Genomic DNA, 22860 nt, shown 5'->3' with positions numbered 1-22860 from the left:
AGACGTCGCATGGTTCAGGGAGTCACGGGTCGCCGGTTGTCCATGCCGAACGACGACCTGCCACCGCCCATCCTACGTGACCCGGTTCACATCGGCTGTCACATCGGGGCCGACTTCGGGTGCAGTCGCGGGTGCCGGTTGACGTCCTTGTAGAGCAGGTAGCGGAATCGCCCCGGCCCGCCGGCGTAGCAGGCCTGGGGACAGAAGGCGCGCAGCCACATGAAGTCGCCCGCCTCCACCTCGACCCAGTCCTGGTTGAGCAGGTAGACGGCCTTGCCCTCGAGGACGTAGAGGCCGTGCTCCATCACGTGGGTCTCCGGGAACGGGATCGCTCCCCCGGGCTCGAAGCCGACGATGTTGACGTGCATGTCGTGCCGCACGTCGAGCGGGTCGACGAAGCGCTGGGTGCCCCACGCGCCGTCGGTGTCGGGCATCGGCTCGGCCGCGACGTCGTCCTCGTGGACGACGAACGGCTCGGGGACGTCGATGCCGTCGACGCGCTCGTAGGCCTTGCGAATCCAATGGAAGGTGAGCGGCTCGGTGCCGGCCGCGTCGCTGCGCAGCGTCCAGGTCGTCCCCGGCGGCACGAACGCGTAGCTGCCGGGCTCGAGCGCGTGGATGTCGTCGCCGACGGTCAGCGTCGCCCGCCCGCCGACGACGAAGAGCACCGACTCCGCGTCGGGGTCGTCGTCGGGCCGCTCGGACCCGCCGCCGGGCGCCACCTCCACGACGTACCACGAGAACGTCTCGGCGAAGCCGGACAGCGGCCGGGCGATCACCCACAGCCGGGTGTCGTCCCAGTACGGCAGCCGGCTGGCGACGATGTCGGTCATGGTGCCGCGGGGCAGCACGGCGTACGCCTCGGTGAAGACCGCACGCCCGGACCGGCCGGTCGTCAGGTCGGTCTGCGGCGGCAGCCCTCCCCTCGGCACCCAGTAGGTCATGGCCGCTCCCCTCTCCTCAGCAGTCGGCCGCGCGGTGGGCCCGACAGGTCGACCCGTCGCCCCCTCAGCCACGTCGCGCGCACGGTGCCGGTGAGCGTACGCCCGGCGTAGGGCGTCACCGGGTTCTTGTGGTGCAGCGCCGCCGCGTCGACGACCCACTCCTCCTCGGGCGCGAAGACGCAGAGGTCCGCGTCGGCGCCCACGGCGATCTCCCCCTTGCCAGCCAGCCCCACCCGGCGGGCCGGGGCGGTGGCCATCCAGCGCACCACCTCGACGAGGGGTACGCCGCGCTCGCGGGCGCCCGTCCACACGATCGGCAGGCCCAGCTGGAGCGAGGCGATCCCACCCCAGGCATCGGCGAAGTCGCCCGTGTCGCCGTGCTTGAGCTCGGCGGTGCACGGCGAGTGGTCGGTGACGACGAGGTCGATGTCGCCGTCGACGAGCGCCTGCCAGAGGGCGTCGCGGTTGGCGGCACCGCGGATCGGGGGGCAGCACTTGAGCTCCGTGGCGCCGTCGGTGATCGTCGCCGCGTCGAAGTGCAGGTAGTGCGGGCAGGTCTCCACCGACACGTCGACGCCGTCGGACCGGGCGGCTCGCAGCGCCGGCACGGCACCCGAGGCGCTGAGGTGCACGACATGGGCGCGAGCACCCGTGCGCCGGGCCGTGTCGATGACGAGCGCGATCGCCCGCTCCTCCGCGGCGTCCGGCCGGCTGTCCAGGAAGCCGCGGTACGCCGCACCGTGGGGGCACTCGGTGAGCTCGTCGGCGTCCTCGGCGTGCACGACCATGAGCGAGCCGATCCGCGCGACCTCCGCCATCGCGTCGGCCAGCCCGGCCGGCGCGAGGTGGGGGAACTCCTCCACGCCCGAGTCGAGCAGGAAGCACTTGAAGCCGAGGACCCCGGCGTCGTGGAGGGGGGCGAGCTCGGCGACGTTGCCCGGGACCGCGCCGCCCCAGAAGCCGACGTCGACCCACGCCTGGTCGGCGGCGACCGCCCGCTTCGCCTCCAGCGCCGCGACCGTGGTCGTCGGCGGGATGCTGTTGAGCGGCATGTCGACGATCGTCGTGACGCCCCCGGCGGCCGCGGCGCGGGTCGCGCTGGCGAAGCCCTCCCAGTCGGTGCGTCCCGGCTCGTTGACGTGGACGTGGGTGTCGACGAGTCCCGGCAGCAGCACCTCGTCGTCGGCCAGCACGACCACGTCCGCACCGTCGGCGTGGGCGTCGTACGCACCGACGGCGACGACGACCCCGTCGCGGAGACGGACGGAGGCGGGCCGCTCGGCACCGCCGACGACCGCGCGACCGGCCCGCACCAGGGTCTCCGGCGCGGTCTCCTCGGCCATGCTCAGCTCCCCCGGTAGGTCGAGTAGCCGAAGGGGTTGAGCAGCAGCGGCACGTGGTAGTGCTCGTCCTCCCCCACGGTGAACGCCACCACGACCTCGGGGTAGAACGCGGCGACGCCCCGCGCCTCGAACCAGGCGCCCGTGCCGAAGCGGATGCGGTGCTCACCGGGCGGCAGGTCGGCGGCGAGGTCGCCGACCCGGCCGTCGGCGTCGGTCACCCCGGCGGCGAGGAGCGTGCCGTCCGCCGCCTCGAGGCTCACCCGGACCCCCTCGGCCGGCCGGCCCGCCGAGGTGTCGAGGACGTGCGTGCTGAGCGACGCCATCAGGACGCCCCCTCCCCCAGCTGCTCCCGCATCCGCAGGACCGCGATCTGGGTCAGCTGGTCGATCGTCGCGGCGCGCTCGAGCTCGTCGCTGTTGGAGAGGCGCTGCTGCAGGTGCTCGAGGATGTCGGCACCGCTGCGGCCCGCGGCCCGGACGATGAACACCCGGCCGAAGCGGTCCTCGTAGGCCCGGTTGCCCTCCTCGAGGCGACGGGCCAGGTCGGCGTCGTCCCGGTCGACGCCCGACTGCTCGCGCGTGGAGTGGGCGGCGTCGTGCCTGTCCGCGTCGGCGCGCTCGCCGATGCGCGGGTGGCGCGCCAGCGCCTGCTCGAGCTCCTCGTCGGAGATGGCCGCCGACGCCACGACCATGGCGGCCTCGACCTCGCCGACGGTGTCGTACGGCCGGCCGGCCAGCACCCGGTCGGCCCACTGCGGCGCGTCCATGCAGGTGAGCAGCAGCCGGCGGGCGTCCTCGTCGCTGGCCCCGTCGAGGCGTACGACGTTCATGCCGACCCCTCTCGCACGACCTCGGCCTCGATCAGCCCGTAGGGGCGGTCCGCCGCGAAGAAGACCTCGCCCGGGTTGTCCAGCCCGAACGGCTCGAGGTCCACCAGGAAGTGGTGCTTGTTGGGGGCCGCGAAGGCGATCCGGGTGATGTCCTCGTGGGCGGTGAGCACGGCACGACCCATCGCGTAGAGCGTCTCCTGCAGGGCCCTGCTGTAGGTGGTCGCGAAGGTCTCGAGCAGCAGCGCCCGCACCGACTCGTACGTCGTGCTCCAGTCGGGCCGCGCGCCGTCCCGGTGGTGCCACTCCGCGCGGAGCGCGGTCGCGAGGATGCGGTCGTCGGCGTCGGCGAGCGTCGTGTAGTCGTCGCGGAGGAAGCCCTTGAACTCCGAGCCGGTGGACTTCAGGACCACCAGGTCCTTGAGCCCGGTGCTGACCGACGGCCCCGCCGCCGTCACCTCCACCACCGCGGTGCGCACCTCGCCGCCGCGGCGCACGAACGCGTGGTCGTGGCCGAAGCCGTTGACCGGGATCCGGTCCCACGCGTACTCCTCGACCTGCACCACGGCTCCGTCCGCGGCCGGCGTGGCTTCGAGCAGGCGGGTGCCGAGCGCGATCGCGTAGTCCTCGGGCGAGGCCACGCCGTGGCGCTTGGCGAACGCGAACGCCGTGTTCTTCTGGGTGTCGGTCGGCAGCACCTGCGACTGGTCGCCGTCGGTGTGCGCGGCCGCGAAGTCGCCGTACAGCGAGGTCGACACGTTGAGGTCGTGGATCTCGTGGCGCGTCGTGTCGCGCACGATGCGTACGACGCGCGACTCGGCCTTGCCGTAGCGGTTCGGTCCCAGCACGATCCCCGTGCCCTCTCGCGTGCTCATCAGCCCCTGCCTCCTGTCTCCGTGGCGCGGTGCGCCAGCCCGGCGAGCCGGTGTGCGTGCAGCCCGGTCCCCTCGGTCACCTCGGTCTGCGACAGGGCGCCGCAGTCGATCCCACGCAGCAGGAAGTCAGCGAGCGCGCGTGCGGTCGCCGGCTCGTCGAGGATGCCGGAGTCGCGGCGCTCGACGTAGGTGCGCAGCCGGCCCGCCGCGGACGCGAGCCCGTCGCGGTAGAACCCGAAGGTCGCCGCGAAGCGCGTCGGCAGCTGGGCCGGATGGAGGTCCCACCCCTGGTAGTAGCCGCGCGCGAGCGAGCGGCGGACCAGTCGCAGGTGGTTGGCCCACGCCGCACCGACCTGGTCCGGGGTGCCGACCGGCAGCACGTTGGTGGAGCCGTCGGAGAGGCGTACGCCGGTGCCGGCCGCCGCTGCCTGCATGACCGCCTTGGCGTGGTCGGCGACGGGGTGCTCGAGGCTCTGGTGCGCTGCGGCGATGCCGCAGAAGGCCGAGTAGTCGTAGGTGCCGTAGTGCAGGCCGGTGCAGCGACCGCCCGACGCGTGCACCATGCGGGCCACCAGTGCGCTGCCGTCCGGGCCGAGGATCGACTGCGGCGTCTCGACCTGGATCTCGAAGCGCAGGGCGCGGTCGTCGAGACCCAGCTCGCGCTCGAGCCGCGCGGCGACGTGGACGAGCGCCTCCACCTGCTCGACCGCGGTCACCTTGGGCAGCGTGACGACGAAGGTCTGCGGCAGCGGGCCGTCCTCGACGAGGCCGGCCAGGAAGAGCGCGAGGGTGCGCAGGCCGCGGCTGCGGGTGGGCGCCTCGAACCCCTTGAACCGGATGCCGGTGAAGGGGGCGGCGGTCCCGGCGTCGAGTGCGGCGCGCAGGGACGCCGCCGCGCGTCGTACGTCGCCGTCCTCCTCCTCGTCGGACCGGGTGCCGTAGCCGTCCTCGAAGTCGATGCGCAGGTCCTCGACGGGCTCGCGGCCCAGCTTCGCGCGCACCCGCGCCACCAGGCTGCGGTCTCCGTCGACGAGCCCGACCAGTCGGTCCTCGTGCTCGTCGACGGCGAGGAGTGCCGCCGCGCGGTGGTCGCCGACCAGTCCCGGGTGGAAGCGGTCGGCCGGGACGTACACCGTGTGCACGGGCTGGCGTCCCGCGCGCTCGCCGGGGTAGCGCGCCGCGAGCAGCGCATCGACGGCCGCCAGGCGCGTGTCGAGCTCGCTCGTGAGACCACCGACGAGGTGGTCGAGGCTCTCCATGCGGAGACCCTAGACCCGCGTCAGTGTGCCGGGGGGCGCTTCCGCTGCGGCGCCGGGCGGGTCGGGTCGTCGTCCGGCGGTTCGACGTCCGGCGGCACGATGATCGGACGGAGCTTGGCCCAGCCCAGGAAGCCCAGTCCCAGCGCGAGCAGGCAGAGGCCGGTCCAGAGGTTGGCGTTCACGTCGCCCGTCTTCCGCGGCTCGTGCTCGCCGAGGAGGCCGGCCAGCGTGAGGATCACGCCGTAGAGCGCCATCAGGGCGCCGATGATGTTGCGGATGTCGAAGAGGCCGGCCTTCTTGGGCTGGCCGCTCGACCCGTCGGAATCGGTCGTGTGCGACATGGTGGCCCCTCTCAGAAGGCGAAGTTGAGGATGATGACCATCGCGAGCGAGACGCCGGCGAGCGGAAGAGTGCGTCGGTACCACGGCATGGTGGCCTCGTTCGGGTCGGTCCGCTCCTCACGCGGGGTCTCGGAGTAGACCAGGCCCCTGAGCTCGGCGGCCGGCTTGGGCTTCGTGACCAGCGACACGACGATGCTCAGCACGATGTCGACGGTGAAGGCCGCCGACGCCGCGACGAACGCCACTCCTTGCCCCTCCAGCTCGAAGACCCCGGCCGCCGCCGACCGGTCGACCGCGATCGCCGCCAACGTGCCGGCCACCAGTCCCACCCAGCCGGCGGTGGGGGTCATCCGCTTCCAGAACATGCCGAGGATGAACGTCGCGAACAGCGGGGCGTTGAAGAACCCGAACAACGTCTGGAGGTAGTTCATGACGTTGTCGTAGCCGAGCGCGATCTGCGCGGTGAAGATCGCGATCACGGTGGCGCCCACGGTGGCCAGCCGACCGATCCGCAGGTAGTAGTCGTCCGAGTGGTCCTTGCGGATGTAACGCTGCCACAGGTCGTAGGAGAACACGGTGTTGAAGGCCGAGATGTTGGCCGCCATGCCGGCCATGAACGCGGCCAGCAGGCCGGCGATCGCGAGACCGAGCAGCCCGTTGGGCAGGATGTCACGCATGAGCAGCAGCAGCGCGTCGTTGTAGGCGACGCCCTCCCCCGACGCACCCCCCTCGGGACTGCCGCCGTTCTTGAGGTCGATCATCTCCTTGACGAGGACGGCGGAGACCATGCCCGGCACGATGACGATGAACGGCACGAACATCTTCGGGAAGGAGCCGATGATCGGTGTCCTCCGGGCGGCGGACATGGAGTCGGACGCCATCGCCCGCTGGACCTCGACGAAGTTGGTGGTCCAGTAGCCGAAGGACAGCACGAAGCCGAGACCGAAGACGATGCCGATGACCGAGAACAGCGGGGAGTCGAAGCCCGACAGCGCCTGGCCAGGCCAGGCGTTCAGCTGTTGCTCCGCCGGCGGTGCGGCCGACGCGGACGCCGCCCCTTCCGAGGCGGCGGTGATCTTGTCCGTCATCCCGTCCCAGCCGCCGACGCGGTGCAGCCCGATCAGGGTGAGGGGCAGCAGGGAGGCGACGATGACGAAGAACTGCAGCACCTCGTTGTAGATCGCGGCGCTCAGCCCACCCAGGGTGATGTACGACAGCACCACCACGCCCGCGACGATCAGCGAGACCCAGATCGGCCAGCCGAGCAGGGCGCGGACGATCCCCGCCAGGAGCGCCAGGTTGACCCCTGCGATCAGCAGCTGCGCGACCGCGAAGCTGATCGCGTTGACCAGGTGGGCGCCCGTGCCGAAGCGCCGGAACATGAACTCGGGAACCGAGCGCACCTTGGAGCCGTAGTAGAACGGCATCATCACGACGCCGAGGAACAGCATCGCCGGGACCGCGCCGACCCAGAAGTAGTGGAAGGTCGGGAGGCCGAGCTGTGCGCCGTTGGCGGACATCCCCATGATCTCGACGGCGCCGAGGTTGGCCGAGATGAACGCCAGCCCCGTGACCCAGGCCGGCAGGGAGCGGCCGGAGAGGAAGAAGTCGAGGGAGTCCGAGACCGATCGCCTCGCCATCACGCCGATGCCGAGGACGAAGCCGAAGTAGATCGCGACGAGCAGGTAGTCCAGCCAGTTCGCGTCGATCAGGGTGTCGGACACGGTGCCTCCCGAGGGGTCAGCGTTGGTTCAGTTGGGCCACCCAGCAACCTAGACCCCTCGCGTCGCTCCCCGCGACCACCCCGTGGGGGGTCGTTGCCGCCACCGCCCGGGGCCGTCAGTCGCCGACGACGACCTCCACCTCGAAGCCCTCCGAGCTCTCGATGTAGAGCGCGACGTGCTGCTCGCCGCCGGCGTGCGGGTAGCGGTCGGCGTACAGCTCGTGCCAGCCGTGCTCGGTCGACTCGGCACGCAGCCGGTCGAGCTCGGCCCGGGTGTCGACCGTGAGGGCGAGGTGGTTCACGCCCGGACGGAGCCGGTCGTGCGCGCCGTGCTGGTCGGGCGAGTGCTCCATGAAGAGGTAGGTGCCGTCCGGATGCACCCACGACAGCGCCCCCTCGTCGCGCTGCCAGTCGCACGATGCGAGCAGCCACGCCCACTCCCCCTCCGCGGTAGCGAGCTCGGCGACCCAGAGGTCCAGGTGGTGCAGCGCGCGCGGCATGTCGCGACCCTAGACCTCTGACAGGGTGGCGGGGTGGACCCTCGGCCCGTCTCCGCGCCCCTCCTGGCGGCGCTCGTCGTCCTCGGCATCGTGCTGGCCGCGGGTCCCGCGCTCCTCGCCGGCTTCACCATCTGCGGTGTCTCCGGTTGCACCGGCGGCGGCTTCGGCCGCTCGACCGACCCCGACCTGACGCGGCTGCTGCTGCTCGCGACCGGGCTGGTCGCCGGGCTGCCGCTGGCGCTCTGCGCGCTCGTGCGCCGCAGCGGCCGGCTGGCGGCGTACGCCCTCGGCCTCGCCGTGCTGGCGACGCTCGTCACCGGGCTTGTCATCGGCTCCGACCTCCGCGGTTGCCCGCGCGACGTCTCCACCGAGACGTGCCTGGAGGAGTCGGGCTGAGCTCGAGCGGCCGGCTCACTCCCACTCGATGGTGCCCGGGGGCTTCGAGGTGATGTCGAGGGTGACCCGGTTGACCTCGGCCACCTCGTTGGTGATCCGGGTGGAGATGCGCTCCATCACCTCGTAGGGCAGGCGGGCCCAGTCGGCGGTCATCGCGTCCTCGGAGGTCACCGGGCGGATGACGACGGGGTGGCCGTAGGTGCGGCCGTCGCCCTGCACGCCGACGGAGCGGACGTCGGCGAGCAGCACGACCGGCATCTGCCAGATGTCGCGGTCGAGGCCGGCGCGGGTGAGCTCCTGGCGGGCGATCGCGTCGGCGCGGCGCAGGATGTCGAGGCGGTCGGCCGTGACCTCACCGATGATGCGGATGCCGAGACCCGGGCCGGGGAACGGCTGGCGCCACACCATCTCCGCCGGCAGGCCGAGCTGCTCGCCGACGAGGCGGACCTCGTCCTTGAACAGCGTGCGCAGCGGCTCGACGAGCGCGAACTCGAGGTCCTCGGGCAGGCCGCCGACGTTGTGGTGCGACTTGATGTTGGAGGTGCCCGCGCCGCCGCCGGACTCGACGACGTCCGGGTAGAGCGTGCCCTGCACGAGGAAGCCGACCTTGTCGCCGTGCTCGGCCGCCTCGCCGAGCACCTGGACCTCGGCGGCCTCGAACGCGCGGATGAACTCGCGGCCGATGATCTTGCGCTTCTCCTCCGGGTCGGTGACGCCGGCGAGGGCGGCGAGGAAGGTCTCGCGCGCGTCGAAGACGTGGAGGTTGACGCCGGTCGCGGCGACGAAGTCGCGCTCGACCTGCTCGGCCTCGCCCTCGCGCAGGAGGCCGTGGTCGACGAAGACGCAGTGCAGCCGGTCGCCGATGGCGCGCTGCACGATGGCCGCAGCGACGGCCGAGTCGACGCCACCGGACAGGCCGCAGATCGCCAGCCCGCTGTCGCCGATCTGCTCGCGCACGCGCTCGATCTGCTCCTCGGCGATGTTCAGCATGGTCCACGTCTGGCGGGCGCCGGCGATGTGGTGGAGGAAGTGCTCGAGCACCTTCTGGCCGTGCTCGGAGTGCAGCACCTCGGGGTGCCACTGGACGCCGGCGAGACCGCGGCCGACGTCCTCGAAGGCGGCCACCGGGGTGTCCTCGGTGGAGGCGAGCACGGTGAAGCCCTCGGGCGCCCGCGCGACGGAGTCGCCGTGCGACATCCACACCTTGTGCTCGGCCGGGATGCCCTCGAGGAGGGTGCCCGGCTCAGAGACCGAGACCGGCGTGCGCCCGTACTCGCGCGCACCGGTGTGGGCGACCTCGCCGCCGAGGCCCTTGGCCATCAGCTGGAAGCCGTAGCACATCCCGAACACCGGCACCCCGGCCGTGAACACGTGGTCGTCGATGCCCGGGGCACCCTCGGAGTAGACGCTCGACGGGCCGCCGGACAGGATGATCGCCTTGGGCCTGCGCGCCAGCATCTCAGCCACCGGCATCGTGTGCGGGACGATCTCGGAGTAGACCCGGGCCTCGCGCACCCGCCTCGCGATCAGCTGGGCGTACTGCGCCCCGAAGTCGACGACGAGGACCAGGTCGTGCTCTCCAGGCTGCGTCACGCGCCGAGTCTATCGACGTACGCCCCCGGGCTGGGACGGGGCCGGGACCGGGCGGGGACGGGGCCGGGACCGGGCGGGGAACGCCCCAGGACCCGATCGGGGAGGGAGGGTGATCGGGCCCTGGGGCTTGGCTCCCAGCCACTGCGAACAGCTGCCGAGACGAGAGACCCGGCCCTTGGGAGGGAGCATGGCTGCCGGGCCCCTCACCCGGCCCAACGACCCCTGCGAGGGGTGGTTACGGCCCGGCACCGACCAAGTTGCGGAGACGTCCGCCGGATCAGCTGACGCCGACGATCGGCAGCCGCAGCGCCCCCGGCGCGGCCTCCGGCACGGCCGGGTTCTTCGGCTCCACCGCGGCGAGCCGGCGGTACGCCGAGCCCAGTGCCGGGCGCGCGTCGGCCTCGCCCTTGTTGGGCCAGAACGCCATCGCCCGCTCGGCCTGCGCCGTGATGGTGAGCGACGGGTTGACCCCGAGGTTGGCGGAGATCGCCGACCCGTCGACGACGTGCAGTCCCTCGTGGCCGTAGAGCCGCTGCCACGGGTCGACGACGCCCGTCTGCGGGGAGTCGCCGATGGTGCAGCCGCCGATGAAGTGGGCCGTCAGCGGCATCCCGAGGGGCTCGCCGATCGCGCCGTAGGCCTGACGGGCGCCCATGATGCGCGCCAGCCGTCGTACGGCGTCGTAGGCCGGTGCGATGTAGGTCGGGTTGGGGGCGCCGTGGCCCTGGGTCGACGACATGTAGCCGAAGCGGCCGCGCTTCCTCCACACCGTGGTGATCGAGTTGTCGAGCGTCTGCATGACGAGCGCCACCACCGTGCGACGCGACCAGGAGCCGAGCGAGTAGAGGTCGCGCAGTCCGTCGCGCTGGCGCCACAGCTCCTTGCCCCAGGTGCGCCACCGCTTCTCGTCGAGCACCTCGTCGACCAGCACGGTCGCCATCAGGGGCATCACGTTGCGACCGCGGCCGTAGCGGACGGGCTCGACGTGGGTGTGCTCGTCGGGGTGGAAGCTGGACGTGATCGCCACGCCCTCCGACCAGTCGACGGCGTCGTCGTTGGCGGTGGCCCAGAGGATCGCCTCGGAGTTGGTGCGGGTGAGGACGCCGAGACGGTCGGAGATCTGCGGCAGCGAGCCCTCGGCCTTCAGCCGGTGCAGCAGGCGCTGCGTGCCGATCGCAGCCGCGGAGAAGACGACGTGGTCGGCGGTGAACGTCCTGACCGCACGCCGGCGTGACAGCTTGGCCTTGGTCCAGCGGGCGGTGACCTCGTAGCCGCCCCCGGCGCGGGGCCGTACGTCGGTGACGGTGGTCAGCGGGTGCACGACAGCACCGTTCTGCTCGGCGAGGTAGAGGTAGTTCTTGACGAGGGTGTTCTTCGCGTTGTGCCGGCAGCCGGTCATGCACGAGCCGCAGTTGATGCAGGTGGACCGCTCCGGCCCGGCGCCGCCGAAGAAGGGGTCGGCCACCGTCTCGCCCTCCGCCTGCCCGGCGTCGCCGAAGAAGACGCCGACGGGCGTGGGCCGGAACGTGTGGCCGACGCCCATCTCGTCGGCGACCTTCCTCATCGCCACGTCGGCGGGTGTGGTCCGGGCGTACTGGGTGACACCCAGCATCCGCTTCGCCTGGTCGTAGTAGGGCGCGAGCTCGGACTTCCAGTCCGTGATGTGCGACCACTGCGGGTCGCGGTAGAACGGCTCCGGAGGCTCGTAGAGCGTGTTGGCGTAGTTGAGGGACCCGCCGCCCACGCCGGCGCCGGCGAGGATGAGGCAGTCGTGGACGAGGTCGATGCGCTGGATGCCGTAGAGGCCCACCTCGGGCCGGAAGAGGAACTTCCTCACGTCCCCGCCGTTCTCCGGCAAGTCGCCGTCCTCGAAGCGGGCGCCCGCCTCGAGCACACCGACCGCGTAGCCCTTCTCGGTCAGTCGCAGCGCCGAGACCGACCCGCCGAAGCCCGATCCGATGACCAGGACGTCGTAGTGGGTCACGGCAGGCCTAGCTTGTTGAGCAGCCGCAGCGCCCCGGTCATCACCTTCGCGTGGGTCTCCTCCGACATCCCGAGCATCGGCGCGATCGGCACCAGCCGCTGGACGGCGACGGACTGCGCCTCGGTGTAGCGGTGGATGCCCTCGGCGCCCTGCCGACGGCCGAGGCCCGACTCGCGCATGCCGCCCATCGGCGCGCCGAGGGAGCCGAAGGTCGCGCCGTAGGCCTCGTTGACGTTGACCGTGCCGCACGCGATGCGGTGGGCCAGCGCCCGGCCACGCGCGGTGTCGCGGGTCCAGACCGACGCGTTGAGGCCGTACGTGCCGTGGTTGGCGCGTTCCACCGCCTCGTCCTCGCTGTGGAAGCGGTAGAGCGAGACGACCGGGCCGAAGGTCTCCTTGCCGAAGCACTCCATGTCGGCCGCGACGCCCTCGAGGATGGTGGGCTCGAAGACGTACGGCCCGAGGTCGGGCCGGTGCCGACCACCCGTGAGCACGCGGGCGCCCTTCGCCACGGCGTCCTCGACGTGGCGGGTCACCGTGTCGAGCTGCGCCTGCGAGATCAGGGAGCCCATGTCGACCGACCAGTCATGACTGGCGCCGAGGGTCATCGCCTGCGTGCGGGAGACGAAGGCGTCGACGAACCGGTCGTAGACCTGGTCGGCGACGAAGAGGCGCTCCATCGACACGCACAGCTGGCCGGCGTTGGAGAACACGGCGCGGGTCGCGCCCTCGGCGGCCCGGTGCACGTCGGCGTCCCGGAGCACGAGCATCGGGTTCTTGCCGCCGAGCTCGAGCGAGCAGCCGATCAGCCGCTCGGCGCATCCCTGGGCGATGATGCGGCCGGTGGCCGTGGACCCGGTGAAGCAGACGTAGTCGGCGTTCGCGACGATCGCGCCGCCCACCTCGGGACCGGGGCCGGCGACGACCTGCCAGGTCTCGGGCGGGAAGCCGGCCTCCTCGAGCAGCTGGGCGGCGAGCAGCGCGGTGAGCACGGTCTGCGCGTCGGGCTTCGACACCACCGCGTTGCCGGCCAGGAGCGCCGGGATGCCGTCGCAGAGCGCCATCGTGAGCGGGTAGTTCCACGGCGAGATGATGCCGACGACGCCCTTCGGCACGCGGTTGACCTCGGCCCGGGTGAGCACCGGGAACATGCCGCCGACGCGCCGGGTGTCGAGGTGCTCGTGGGCGGTGCGGGCGTAGTAGCGCGCGGTGAGCGCGAGGTGGGCGACCTCGAGGTAGGCGTCCTTGCGGGCCTTGCCCGACTCCCACACGACGAGGTCGATGAGCTCCTCCTGCCGGTCGAGCAGCAGGTCGTGCAGCCGCAACAGCGCCGCCGACCGATCGTCGACGGACGTGGCCGCCCACGACGCCTGCGCGCGACGCGCCCGGGCGAACGCCTCGACCACGTCGGCCGGGCTCGACTGGGGGACGTGCGCGAGCGGCGTGCCGCCGATCGGCGACGCGACGGCGACCGTCCCACCGGTCGTGCTGACGAGGCGCCGCGTCAGGCTGGCGACGTACGAGCGATCGAGGCCGTAGGCGGCGGTGGCGTCGTGCTCGGGGTCGGCGGGCCCGTCGGTGACAGGTCCGGACGCGGGGGTCTGCTCGGTCATCGTTGCAGCGTAGGTCGCCGTCGACCCCGTTGCTACCGGTTGGTCACTTCGTCCCAGCATTCGACATATCGGTCAGTTTTGTCCAACGATTCGCGGCCGCCCGCGGCGTCTAGGCTCGCGCCATGTCGACGCCGCTGCCCACGTCCGCGCCCTTCGCGCTGTCCACCCGCATCCTGGCGGGCTCGCTCATGAGTGCCCTCGTCGTCATCGGCGTCGCGTTGTCGGCGGTGCTGCCCGCACCCGAGTCGGTCCCGCTCGTGACGCTGGCGGTGCAGGTGCTGGCCGGGGTCGCCGCGCACGTGCTGCTCGAGGCCGTCGGCTACCGCACCCCGGCCCTGTCGACTGCGCTCACGGACGAGGACGCAGCCGCGCAGGCCCGCACCCGCTGGCAGACGCTGATGATCATGCGGTTCGCCATCGCCGAGTTCGTCGCCATCGCCTCGGTGGCCGCCGCGTTCGTGCTCCCCGACGGCAGCATCCTCACCTACCTCGGGGGCGCCGTGGTCTCGCTCGCGCTGATGGTCGTGCACGTCTGGCCCGGGGCCCGGCCGGTGGGCAAGGTCGCGGACGCGCTGGAGGCCGACGGCAAGCGGTCCGGCCTGCGCGAGGCCTTCGGCGGGTCGGCGCCGGGTCCGGTCCAGCGCCTCTAGACGATGTCGCGGGCCTTGACCCGTTCCTCGTCGGCCTCCTGGTCGGTGGGCATGAGCTGGCTCTGCCGCTCCGCCTCGACGCGTCGCAGGTAGTGGTCGACCTCGTCCTCGAGCTGCGCGTCGTCCCAGCCCAGCGCCTCGGCCATCAGCTCAGCGGCCGGCCGCGCGGCGGCGATGCCGCGGTCGAAGGTCTCTATCGACACGCGGGTCCGGCGCGCCAGCACGTCGTCGAGGTGGCGCGCGCCCTCGTGGGTGACGGCGTAGAGCACCTCAGCCCGCAGGTAGTGCTCGGCCCCGGGCAGCGGATCAGCGAGCTCGGGGCGCCGATGGATCAGCGCGAGCAGCTCGTCGACGAGCCCGCCGTAGCGGCCGAGCAGATGGTCGATCCTCCCGATCTCGAGGCCCGACGCACGGCTGAGCGCGACCCGCTGGTTGGTGCGGGCCTCGTGGCCCCACGCACCCATCAACGGCACCCGGTCGGTGATCGAGGGCAGCGGGGCGTCGAAGTCGCGGATGGCGTGGTCGACGGCGTCCCTGGCCATGACGCGGTACGTCGTGAGCTTGCCGCCGGCGACCAGCACGAGGCCCGGTACCGGGTTGGCGACCGTGTGCTCGCGGGAGAGCTTGGTGGTCTCCCCACCGTTGCCCTCGCCCTGCTTCGCGACCGCCTTGAGCAGCGGTCGCAGCCCGGCGTACACGCCGACGACGTCACGGTGGTCGAGCGGGTCCTTGAGCAGCCGGTTGACGTGACCCAGGAGGTAGTCGATGTCGGCCTTGCTCGCCGCCGGGTGAGCGAGGTCGAGGTCCCAGGACGTGTCCGTGGTGCCGATGATCCAGAACTGCCCCCACGGGATCACGAACAGCACCGACTTCTCGGTCTTGGTGATGAAGCCGCACTCCGACCTGATCCGGTCCTTCGGTACGACGACGTGGATGCCCTTGCTGGCGTCGACGTCGAGCTGCGCCTTGCCGCCCACCAGGTCCTGCACCTCGTCGGTCCAGACCCCCGCCGCGTTGATGACGACGCGGGCACGGATCTCGAGGTCGCGCTGGCCCTCGAGGTCGCGCGCTCGTACGCCGACGACGCGGTCGCCGTCGCGCAGGAAGCCGGTCACCTGGGTGCGGGTCGCGACGTGGGCGCCGTTGTTGGCGGCGGTGCGGGCGATGGTCATCACCAGCCGGGCGTCGTCGACCTGGCAGTCGTAGTAGCGGATCGCGCCGTGGAGGTTGTCGGTGCGGATGTCCGGCGCCATCCGGGCGAGCTGCTTGCGGAAGACGTGCTTGTGCTTGGGCACGCCCATGTCGTACCTGCCGGTCATCGCCATCGTGTCGTACAGCGCGACGCCGGCGCCGACGTAGGGGCGCTCCCAGGCGTGCTCGAGCGGGTAGAGGAACGGCACCGGCCGGACCAGGTGGGGGGCGAGCCGGGTGAGCAGCAGGCCGCGCTCCTCCAGCGCCTCCTTGACCAGCGCGAAGTCGAACATCTCGAGGTAGCGCAGGCCGCCGTGCACCAGCTTGGACGAGCGCGACGACGTGCCGGAGGCGAGGTCGCGCTGCTCGACCAGTCCGACCTTGAGCCCGCGCGTCACCGCGTCGAGCGCCGCCCCGACGCCGACGATCCCGCCGCCGACGACCAGCACGTCGAGCTCACCGGCCCCGAGCTGCTGGAGCGCGTCGGCGCGCTGATCGGCATCGAGGGCCTTGGCGAGCGTCATGGCGCCAGTGTCGCAGGGGCGGCCGAATCGACATCCCGGAGCCGGGAGGTCACCGGCTGACCTCACGGTTCCGCGATCAGTGTTCACGCGGCCTGCCTCACGGCACAGCCAGGCCCGCAGGCGTACGCCGGCGGCCCACCCCGCTGCACGACCAGGGAGGACAGCTTCGCGGCGGTCTGGCACGACCGCCCGACCACCTGACCCCACGAGAGCCGGACGGTTCCGCGGCCGGACACCGCCGCATCGAGGTCGCGCTCGAGGTCGCGGTCGCGCTGCTCGGCCGTGTCGTGCACGAGCCGACCGTCGAGCTCGATCGGCATGTCCAGGAGCAGCCCGTCCCGGTAGACCACCCCGCTGGCGGTCACCTCCCGCACCTGTCGCATCGCTGTCGGCAGCCCGTGCGGCCGCTCGACCCTGACGAGATAGGCGTGCTCGAGCACCGAGCACGTGCCCGAGGCCACGTCGTCCAGGACGCCCTCCAGGAACCTGCGTCGGGGAGCACGCGACCGCTCGGACAACAGGCCTGCCATGCGAACGGCCGTCGTGTGCTGGCTCTGCACGGCACGGGCGACCGCAGCGATCGCCTCCATCTCGGTGCGCGCCGCGAGCGCGACGTCGAGCGCCGCGTCGTCGTACGCCACCCTGGGCGGGCCGAGGTTCCAGCGTGCGCGGGCGTCGAGCCCGGCGGTCCGTACGACGACGACGCCCGGCACCTGCCGGGGACCACGTCGCCTCCCCGGTGTGCGCGAGGTAGACGCGGGGCAGCACGCGGACCAGGTCGCGTCGTCGCTCGAGGCGGCAGAGGTCGCCGGGGCGCAGGCCGTGCCCGAGCGCCTGGCTGCGCGACACCACCCCGCACTGGGCGTCGAGGAGGCCGGAGAGGCGCAGCAGCGCCGGATCGTCGCGCACCGCTCCAGCCTGCTGGCACCGCCGGAGCGGGACCAGACGCGTCGGCCCATCTGTGGAGGGGCGGCCGGATCGACATCGCGGAGCCGGAAGGTCACCGGATGACCTCACGGCTCCGCGATCAGTGCTGGACGACGACCTCGATGCGCTGGAACTCCTTGAGCTCGGTGTAGCCCGTGGTGGCCATCGCGCGGCGCAGGGCGCCGATGAGGTTCATGGTGCCGTCGGCGACGCGGGAGGGGCCGAACATGATCTCCTCCAGCGACCCGACGGCCTCGAAGCCGACGCGCTCGCCGCGGGGCAGCTGGGCGTGCGTGGCCTCGCTCCCCCAGTGGAAGCCGCGGCCGGGGGCCTCGACGGCCCGCGCGAGGGGCGAGCCGATCATCACCGCGTCGGCGCCGCAGGCGATGGCCTTGGCGATGTCGCCCGAGCTGCCGATGGAGCCGTCGGCGATCACGTGGACGTAGCGGCCGCCGGACTCGTCGAGGTAGTCGCGGCGGGCGGCGGCGACGTCGGCGAGGGCGCTGGCCATCGGGACCGCGACGCCGAGGACCGTGCGGGTCGTGTGGGCGGCCCCGCCGCCGAAGCCGACGAGCACGCCGGCAGCGCCGGTGCGCATGAGGTGGAGCGCGGCCTGGTAGGTCGCGCACCCGCCCACGATGACCGGCACGTCGAGCTCGTAGATGAACTCCTTGAGGTTGAGCGGCTCGGACTGGCTGCTCACGTGCTCGGCGGAGACGGTGGTGCCGCGGATGACGAACATGTCCACGCCGGCGTCGACGACGGCCTTGACGTGGTCCTTCGTGCGCTGCGGCGAGAGCGAGCCGGCGACGGTGACGCCGGCGGCGCGCACCTCCTTGAGCCGCTCGGTGATGAGCTCCGGCTTGATCGGCTCGGTGTAGATCTCCTGCATGCGGCGGGTGGCCTCGTGCCCGGAGAGGCCGGCCACCTCCTCGAGCAGACCGGTCGGGTCGTCGTACCGCGTCCAGAGTCCCTCGAGGTTGAGCACCCCGAGGCCGCCCATCTGACCCAGGGCGATCGCAGTGGACGGTGACATGACCGAGTCCATCGGCGCCGCCAGCACCGGGATGTCGAAGCGGTAGGCGTCGATCTGCCAGGCGGTGCTGACCTCCTCGGGGTCGCGGGTGCGCCGCGAGGGCACGATCGCGATGTCGTCGAAGGAGTACGCGCGGCGACCGCGCTTGGCGCGGCCGATCTCGATCTCGCTCATGCGCGGCAGCCTATCGGCGAGGCGTCGGGAGCCCGGGTCACGGGCGACGGGGTCCGCCGTGTGTGCGTTCGGCAACGGCTCGTGCACAGCTCGGCAAAGCCGGTCATGGGCGCCTGACGCAGTGCCTACCGTCCTGCAGGTGGGGGGACGAGGGAGCAGAAGGTTCGCGCGTGCTGTCGTGGCGACCTGCCTGGCCAGTGGGGTGCTGGGTGTGGGCGCCGCGGCAGCGCACGCGGCCGACGACTATCCGTGGGCATGGCAGGGCCAGTGCCCGATCGTGCCGCAGGCGCCGATCGAGGAGCCGGAGCCCGCACCCGTGCCGGCACCCGAGCCCGGGCAGCCGCCGGCACCGGTCGTCGAGCCCCCGCCGCCCCCGCCGCCGGTCCTCGACCCGGTCTCCGGCCACCTCTACGACCCGCGCGGCCCGCGGCCGACGTGCGCCCGCCACGTGTGGTCGATCAACGGGTCGATCGGTGACTCGTGGGGCTTCGTGCTCCGCAACTGCACGAGCTTCGTCTCCTGGCGCCTCCACGAGCGCAACGGCATGGCGGGCTTCGGCAACCACTTCCGCGGCGAGCACTGGGGCAACGCCGCCAACTGGGACGACGTGGCACGTCGGCTGGGCTACCGGGTCGACTCGGTGCCCGCCATCGGCGCCGTCGCACAGACCGACGCCGGTCGCGTCGGCCACGTCGCATGGGTCAGCGACATCGGTCCGGGGACCGTGACGATCGAGGAGTACAACTACGGCTCCGCCGGTGGCTACGGCACCCGCACGGTCCCGGTGGGCGAGTTCCGCTACCTGCACCTCGCCGACGTCGCCCCCTCCCCGCTCGTCGGCTCGGACCGGCCCGTCGTGTCGGTGCCCGACGGACTCGGCGGCTCGTGGACCGCGCGCGTCGACGACCGCGGGACCCTGCTCCTGACCGCCCCCGGCCGACCGGCCCGGGTGGTCGGTCGACGGGGCGCCTTCACCCCGGTGGTGGCACCCGCACTGAGCCTCGACCACCACGGCCGGCCCTGGGTGGCCGCCACCGCGCGCGACGGGCGGGTCGTGGTCGGTACGACGCACCGCGGGCGCCTGGTCCTGCGCACCGTCGGCACCTCCGCCCCGACCGCGAGCCCGGCGCTCGCCCAGTCCCGCACCCGGCGACCGGTGCTCGCGACAGTCTCCGCGGACGGCACGCTGGTCACCCGGCGCCTCTCCCGCGAGGGACGGTGGACCCGACCGGACCGTGTCGGCGAGCCGACGTCATGGTCGACCCACACCGCACCCGTGCTCGGCAACGACGCCACCGGCAGCACCTGGCTCGTGGCCGTCGGGGCGCGCGGAGCGACCTTCGCGCAGTCCCTCGAGCGCGGCCGCCTCCAGCGACTCAGCGGACCCGCAGCGTCGCTCACCTCGACGCCCGCGCTGACCACCGCCGACGACGGCACCACCCGGCTGCACCAGATCAGCGCGGCGGGCCGGCTCGGCGTACGCACGCTCGACGGTCGCCGGTGGAGCCGTACGACGGCGCTGGCCGGCGAGTGGTCGCCGTACGCCTCTCCCACCGTCGCGGAGGTCGCCGGCGGCCTGCAGGTGGCCGCCACCGACCGCACCGGAGCCGTCGTCGTCACCAGCACCGTGCCCGGGCGACCGTCCCGGCGCGTCGGCGCGGCGCGCGGCCTGACCCGCTCCCCCGGCCTGGTGACCCGCCGCGGTGCCGAGCTCGTCGTCGCGCGCACCGGCTCGCGCCTGCTCGCCCGACCGGCCGCGGCGCGGGTCGAGGACCTCCGACCGGTGCGACCGGGCTTCCGTCCCTGACCGTGCGGGAAGGCTGCTCAGGTGGCGGTCACGCGCCGCTGTAGTTGGGCGCCTCGACCGTCATCTGCACGCCGTGGGGGTGGCTCTCCTTGAGCGAGGCCGACGTGATGCGGACGAACCGACCCTTGTCCTGCAGCTCCGCGATGGTGCGGGCGCCGACGTAGAACATCGACTGGTTGAGACCGCCGACGAGCTGGTGGGCGACCGCGGAGAGCGGCCCGCGGTAGGCGACCTGGCCCTCGATGCCCTCGGGCACGATCTTGTCGTCGCTGGCGACCTCGGCCTGGAAGTAGCGGTCCTTGGAGTAGGACTTCTTGCCGCGGCTGCTCATCGCGGCCAGCGAGCCCATGCCGCGGTAGGACTTGAACTGCTTGCCGTTGACGAAGACGACGTCGCCCGGCGACTCCTCGCAGCCCGCGAGCATCGAGCCCACCATCACCGCGTCGGCGCCCGCGACGAGCGCCTTCGCGATCTCGCCGGAGTGCTTCATGCCGCCGTCGGCGATCAGCGGGACACCGGCGGGCCTGGTGGCCAGGGACGCCTCGTAGACGGCGGTGACCTGCGGCACCCCCACGCCGGTGACGACGCGCGTGGTGCAGATCGAGCCGGGCCCGACGCCGACCTTCACCGCGTCGGCGCCGGCGTCGACGAACGCCTGGGCGCCCTCGCGGGTGGCGACGTTGCCGCCGATGACCTGGACGTGCTTGGTCGCCGGGTCCGACTTGAGGCGACGCACCATGTCGAGGAGGAGGTGGACGTGACCGTGGGCGGTGTCGGCGACGAGCACGTCGACGCCGGCCTCGACCAGGGTCGTGGCCCGCTCCCAGGCGTCGCCGAAGTAGCCGATGGCGGCACCGACCAGCAGCCGGCCGTCGCCGTCGTACGACGCGTGGGGGAACTGCTCGCCCTTGACGAAGTCCTTGACGGTGATGAGGCCGCTCAGCCGGCCCTCGCCGTCGACGAGCGGCAGCCGCTCGCGCTTGTGCGCGCGCAGGAGGGTGGTGGCCTCGTCGCGCGAGATCCCGTCGTGGCCGGTGATGAGGCCCTCGCGGGTCATCACCTCGTCGACCTTGGTGGTCGCCCACTCCGCGACGGGGGTGAAGCGCAGGTCGCGGTTGGTGATGATGCCGAGCAGGTGGTTGTCGAGGTCGACGACCGGGAGGCCGGAGACGCGGTACTCGCCGCACAGGCGGTCGAGCTCCTCGAGCGTCGCGTCGGGGCCGATGGTGACGGGGTTGGAGATGATGCCGGTCTGCGTCCGCTTGACCAGGTCGACCTGGCGGGCCTGGTCCTCGATGGACAGGTTGCGGTGCAGGACGCCGATGCCGCCCTCACGGGCCATCGCGATCGCCATCCGCGCCTCGGTGACGGTGTCCATCGCCGCGCTGATCAGCGGGACCCGGATGGAGATCTCGCGGGTGAGGCGGGTGGTGGTGTCGATGTCGCTGGGCGCGAGGTCGGACTCCCCCGGCAGCAGCAGCACGTCGTCGTAGGTGAGGCCGAGCGCAGCGAACTTCTCCGGGATCTCCACGCCGCCATTCTACGGGCGGTTCGGAGCGCTCTGGGACAGTGTCGGTGTGGGGGCGGGAGCCGGGGGCGGCCGGTCGGGCGCGGGCCGCATGGTCTGGGCGGCGGCGGTCGTGGCCTTCCTCGCGCGCTTCCCGTCCCTGCTGTGGCCGCTGCGGCCCGACGAGGCGGGGTTCCTCATGGTCGCCCGCGCCTGGGAGCCCGAGCCCGACTCGCTGTACGGGCGCTACTGGGTCGACCGGCCGCCGCCGATCATCTGGCTGGTGCAGGCGACCGACCGGATCGGCGGGCCGTACGCGCACCGGATGCTCGGCGCGCTCGCGTGCGCGTTGGTGGTGCTGGCCGCGGCCGCTGCCGCCCGGGAGGTGGCGGTCCGGGCCGGCGTGCTCGACCCCGCCGCGGTGCGCCGCCTGGCCGGCTGGGTGGCGGTGGCGGCGGCCGCGCTGGTCAGCAACGCCCAGATCGACCCGGTCGCCGCCAAGGGCGAGCTCTTCGGCATCCCGCTCGTGATGGGCTCGTGCTGGCTGGCGCTGCGAGCCGTGCGACGGGTGGCGGCCGGCGACGCGTTCCTCGCCGGCCTGCTGGCGATGCTCGCGGTGGGGATGAAGCAGAGCGTCGTCGGCGGTCTGGTCTTCGGCGCCGTCCTGCTCGCCGGGTCGCTGGTCGCGCGGCAGGTGAGCCGGCGCGACGCGCTGCGCTGCGCCGGCGCCGCCGTGGCCGGGGCCGCCGTGCCGGTGATGGTCGTCGTCGCCTGGGCGGTCGGGGCCGGCGTACGCCTGCGGACGCTGTGGTACGCCGTCGTCACCTTCCGCTCCGACGCGAGCCACGTCATCGCGACGCAGGAGTCGGACGGCGCGACGAGCCGGATCTCGGTGCTGCTGCTGATCTTCGTCGGCACCGGCCTGCTCCTCGTCGTCGTCCTGTTCGCGGTCCGGCTCCGCAGCCTCCTGCGGCACGACGCCGTGCCGGTGGTCGCCATCGCCGCGATGCTCGGCCTCGACCTGCTCGGTGTCGCGCTCAGCGGCAGCTTCTGGGCGCCGTACCTTCTCGTGCCGCTCCCCGGAGTCGTGCTGGCCCTCGCCGCGCTCGTGACCCACGACCACCTCGACCGCGTCCGGCACCGGGTCACCCCGATCGCGGTGGGTCTCGTCGTGGTCTCGAGCATCGTCGCGCTCGTCGTCTGGACGGGCGCCTGGGTGGGGGGCCGGGTCCCGGTGGAGGTACGCACCGGGCAGGCGATCGCGGCCGCCGCCTGGCCCGGCGACCGGGTGCTGGTCTACGGCGGTCGCGCCGACATCCAGTGGGCGACCGGGGCCCAGTCGCCGTACCCGCATCTCTGGTCGCTGCCGATGCGCACCCTCGACCCCGGCCTCGACGACCTCGAGGAGGTCCTGACCGGGAGCAACCCGCCGACGTGGTTCGTCGAGGCGACCTTCATCACCACGTGGAGCGAGCTCGGCACCGTCGCGATCCAGAGCTCACTGATCCGGAAGTACGAGTTCGTCCAGACCGCGTGCGGCCGCTACAAGATCTACCACCTCAACACCGTCGACCCGGTCGAGCTCGACGTCGACTGCTCGACGCCGTTCCGCACGATCTGGGGACGCTGACCGCAGGGTCGAAGGAC

At 72.6% G+C, this 22860-nt stretch carries 21 protein-coding genes; 5 read left to right on the top strand and 16 right to left on the bottom strand.

Translation table 11 applies throughout. The features are described 5' to 3' along the window. Window positions 1-98: 98 nt before the first annotated feature. From ACFQW6_RS22040 to ACFQW6_RS22000, 9 genes are all read right to left on the bottom strand, one after another. Window positions 99-944, bottom strand: coding sequence for a bifunctional allantoicase/(S)-ureidoglycine aminohydrolase (locus ACFQW6_RS22040; protein WP_378550680.1), 846 nt, complete (start codon window positions 942-944; stop codon window positions 99-101). Continuing rightward, window positions 941-2287, bottom strand: a complete 1347-nt coding sequence (gene allB, locus ACFQW6_RS22035; protein ID WP_378550678.1) for an allantoinase AllB — start codon at window positions 2285-2287, stop codon at window positions 941-943. The genes ACFQW6_RS22040 and allB overlap by 4 nt, the downstream gene beginning before the upstream one ends. Before the next feature lie 2 nt (window positions 2288-2289). Continuing rightward, the gene (gene uraH, locus ACFQW6_RS22030) at window positions 2290-2610 is read right to left on the bottom strand and encodes a hydroxyisourate hydrolase (protein ID WP_378550676.1); all 321 of its coding nucleotides are present in this window, start codon (window positions 2608-2610) and stop codon (window positions 2290-2292) included. Further along, window positions 2610-3116, bottom strand: a complete 507-nt coding sequence (uraD, locus tag ACFQW6_RS22025; RefSeq protein WP_378550674.1) for a 2-oxo-4-hydroxy-4-carboxy-5-ureidoimidazoline decarboxylase — start codon at window positions 3114-3116, stop codon at window positions 2610-2612. Before uraD ends, uraH begins: the two co-directional genes overlap by 1 nt. Then, window positions 3113-3988, bottom strand: coding sequence for a factor-independent urate hydroxylase (gene pucL, locus ACFQW6_RS22020; protein ID WP_378550672.1), 876 nt, complete (start codon window positions 3986-3988; stop codon window positions 3113-3115). Before pucL ends, uraD begins: the two co-directional genes overlap by 4 nt. Beyond that, window positions 3988-5247, bottom strand: coding sequence for a DUF6986 family protein (locus ACFQW6_RS22015; protein ID WP_378550670.1), 1260 nt, complete (start codon window positions 5245-5247; stop codon window positions 3988-3990). The genes pucL and ACFQW6_RS22015 overlap by 1 nt, the downstream gene beginning before the upstream one ends. Before the next feature lie 20 nt (window positions 5248-5267). Further along, window positions 5268-5588 carry a hypothetical protein gene (locus ACFQW6_RS22010; protein ID WP_378550668.1) on the bottom strand — a complete coding sequence of 107 codons (321 nt, stop codon included), beginning with the start codon at window positions 5586-5588 and terminating at the stop codon, window positions 5268-5270. Window positions 5589-5599: 11 nt separating this feature from the next. Further along, the gene (locus ACFQW6_RS22005) at window positions 5600-7312 is read right to left on the bottom strand and encodes a sodium:solute symporter family protein (RefSeq protein WP_378550666.1); all 1713 of its coding nucleotides are present in this window, start codon (window positions 7310-7312) and stop codon (window positions 5600-5602) included. 115 nt (window positions 7313-7427) lie between these two features. Then, window positions 7428-7811 (bottom strand): glyoxalase, encoded by a 384-nt coding sequence (locus ACFQW6_RS22000; RefSeq protein ID WP_378550664.1) that lies wholly within the window; start codon window positions 7809-7811, stop codon window positions 7428-7430. 33 nt (window positions 7812-7844) lie between these two features. On the opposite strand from ACFQW6_RS22000, the gene ACFQW6_RS21995 reads away from it, so the two are divergent. Further along, window positions 7845-8207: a hypothetical protein gene (locus ACFQW6_RS21995; protein WP_378550662.1), complete on the top strand. Its 363-nt coding sequence runs from the start codon at window positions 7845-7847 to the stop codon at window positions 8205-8207. Window positions 8208-8222: 15 nt separating this feature from the next. Here ACFQW6_RS21995 and guaA read toward each other — a convergent pair whose 3' ends face one another. From guaA to ACFQW6_RS21980, 3 genes are all read right to left on the bottom strand, one after another. Further along, window positions 8223-9800: a glutamine-hydrolyzing GMP synthase gene (gene guaA / locus ACFQW6_RS21990; RefSeq protein WP_378550660.1), complete on the bottom strand. Its 1578-nt coding sequence runs from the start codon at window positions 9798-9800 to the stop codon at window positions 8223-8225. 277 nt (window positions 9801-10077) lie between these two features. Beyond that, complete coding sequence (locus ACFQW6_RS21985) at window positions 10078-11784, bottom strand: GMC oxidoreductase (protein ID WP_378550658.1); 1707 nt, start codon at window positions 11782-11784, stop codon at window positions 10078-10080. Further along, the gene (locus ACFQW6_RS21980; protein ID WP_378550656.1) at window positions 11781-13397 is read right to left on the bottom strand and encodes a succinic semialdehyde dehydrogenase; all 1617 of its coding nucleotides are present in this window, start codon (window positions 13395-13397) and stop codon (window positions 11781-11783) included. The genes ACFQW6_RS21985 and ACFQW6_RS21980 overlap by 4 nt, the downstream gene beginning before the upstream one ends. 122 nt (window positions 13398-13519) lie before the next feature. Between ACFQW6_RS21980 and ACFQW6_RS21975 the strand changes: the two genes are divergently transcribed. Beyond that, the gene (locus tag ACFQW6_RS21975; RefSeq protein ID WP_378550654.1) at window positions 13520-14047 is read left to right on the top strand and encodes a hypothetical protein; all 528 of its coding nucleotides are present in this window, start codon (window positions 13520-13522) and stop codon (window positions 14045-14047) included. On the opposite strand, the gene ACFQW6_RS21970 is transcribed toward ACFQW6_RS21975, so the two are convergent. Both ACFQW6_RS21970 and ACFQW6_RS21965 read right to left on the bottom strand, forming a co-directional pair. Next, window positions 14044-15762 carry a glycerol-3-phosphate dehydrogenase/oxidase gene (locus ACFQW6_RS21970; RefSeq protein ID WP_378550653.1) on the bottom strand — a complete coding sequence of 573 codons (1719 nt, stop codon included), beginning with the start codon at window positions 15760-15762 and terminating at the stop codon, window positions 14044-14046. The two genes, ACFQW6_RS21975 and ACFQW6_RS21970, sit on opposite strands and share 4 nt — an antisense overlap. Window positions 15763-15845: 83 nt before the next feature. Beyond that, window positions 15846-16475 (bottom strand): hypothetical protein, encoded by a 630-nt coding sequence (locus ACFQW6_RS21965; RefSeq protein ID WP_378550652.1) that lies wholly within the window; start codon window positions 16473-16475, stop codon window positions 15846-15848. A gap of 28 nt (window positions 16476-16503) precedes the next feature. On the opposite strand from ACFQW6_RS21965, the gene ACFQW6_RS21960 reads away from it, so the two are divergent. Continuing rightward, the gene (locus ACFQW6_RS21960; protein ID WP_378550650.1) at window positions 16504-16773 is read left to right on the top strand and encodes a hypothetical protein; all 270 of its coding nucleotides are present in this window, start codon (window positions 16504-16506) and stop codon (window positions 16771-16773) included. Window positions 16774-16789: 16 nt separating this feature from the next. On the opposite strand, the gene ACFQW6_RS21955 is transcribed toward ACFQW6_RS21960, so the two are convergent. After that, window positions 16790-17899 carry a GuaB3 family IMP dehydrogenase-related protein gene (locus ACFQW6_RS21955; protein ID WP_378550648.1) on the bottom strand — a complete coding sequence of 370 codons (1110 nt, stop codon included), beginning with the start codon at window positions 17897-17899 and terminating at the stop codon, window positions 16790-16792. A gap of 178 nt (window positions 17900-18077) precedes the next feature. On the opposite strand from ACFQW6_RS21955, the gene ACFQW6_RS21950 reads away from it, so the two are divergent. After that, window positions 18078-19706 carry a CHAP domain-containing protein gene (locus ACFQW6_RS21950; protein WP_378550646.1) on the top strand — a complete coding sequence of 543 codons (1629 nt, stop codon included), beginning with the start codon at window positions 18078-18080 and terminating at the stop codon, window positions 19704-19706. A 28-nt stretch (window positions 19707-19734) separates the two neighbouring features. On the opposite strand, the gene guaB is transcribed toward ACFQW6_RS21950, so the two are convergent. Next, window positions 19735-21237 (bottom strand): IMP dehydrogenase, encoded by a 1503-nt coding sequence (gene guaB / locus ACFQW6_RS21945; protein WP_378550644.1) that lies wholly within the window; start codon window positions 21235-21237, stop codon window positions 19735-19737. Window positions 21238-21283: 46 nt separating this feature from the next. On the opposite strand from guaB, the gene ACFQW6_RS21940 reads away from it, so the two are divergent. After that, window positions 21284-22843 (top strand): hypothetical protein, encoded by a 1560-nt coding sequence (locus ACFQW6_RS21940; RefSeq protein WP_378550642.1) that lies wholly within the window; start codon window positions 21284-21286, stop codon window positions 22841-22843. The last annotated feature ends 17 nt before the right edge of the window (window positions 22844-22860 follow it).

Origin of the sequence: Nocardioides sp. GCM10028917 (genome assembly GCF_042666175.1) — a bacterium.
GTDB lineage: Bacteria > Actinomycetota > Actinomycetes > Propionibacteriales > Nocardioidaceae > Nocardioides.
The sequence above is the reverse complement of the archived record's forward strand: the minus strand, read 5'-3'. Positions and strand labels throughout refer to the sequence as shown.